The organism is Aneurinibacillus danicus, assembly GCF_007991215.1.
GTDB classification, from domain to species: Bacteria; Bacillota; Bacilli; order Aneurinibacillales; family Aneurinibacillaceae; genus Aneurinibacillus; species Aneurinibacillus danicus.
In genome coordinates, this window is record NZ_BJXX01000004.1 from 1 (window position 1) to 849 (window position 849).

The window sequence follows — 849 nt, forward strand, 5'->3', positions numbered from 1 at the left end:
GGGGAGAAATAGCATGATGCCTTCATTATTCATCGCACACGGGGCACCGACACTTGTATTGGAAGACAACGGATATACAAAGATGCTGCAGGAGCTTAGAACGAAGCTGCCTCGCCCACGTGCCATTGTATTGTTTTCCGCACACTGGGAAGCGCCGGTGCAAACAGTAAGCGCTGTAGAGAAGTACGATATGATTTATGATTTTTACGGTTTTCCTGAAGAAATGTACAAAATCGTGTATCCGGCTAAGGGGGAAAAGGCGCTTGCGGAAAAAGTGCGTACGCTGCTGGATACGCAAGAAATTGCAAGCCGCGCAGACACGGAACGGGGCATGGACCATGGCGCATGGGTGGTGCTGCGGCTCGTGTATCCGCAAGCGGATATTCCGGTCGTAGTCTTATCGGTAAATCCCAATCTGTCCGCGGCGGAACAGTATCGTATTGGCCAGGCTCTCTCGCCTTTAAGAAAAGATGGAGTCATGTTTATTGGAAGTGGTGGAACCGTGCATAATCTGCGACGGATAAACTGGCGGAGCACGGAGGCGGAGGAATGGGCCGTAAAGTTTGATGATTGGCTGGGGGAAAAGATCGGGAAGTGGGATACGGAGGCGCTGTTTGCGTATGAGACGCAAGCGCCGCATGCGAAAGAGGCTGTACCACGCAATGAACATTTCATTCCTTTGTTGCTGGCGATGGGGGCGGCGGACGACGGACGGAACGGAACGCTGCTGCATCGGGAGTATCAGTATGGGAATTTAAGTTTAATTTGCTGGAAATTTGATTAAATATATTCCAGCTCTTTTCCTGCTAATGATTTTTGCATAAGTTATCTCTCTTTTCTGTTAAAATC

Annotated in this window: 1 protein-coding gene; it reads left to right on the forward strand. The window is 49.6% G+C overall.

The window, feature by feature from the left end:
• On the forward strand, positions 1-784 hold a 784-nt coding region (locus tag ADA01nite_RS00150), incomplete at its 5' end, for a DODA-type extradiol aromatic ring-opening family dioxygenase (protein WP_307724472.1).
• Between the last annotated feature and the right edge of the window lie 65 nt (positions 785-849).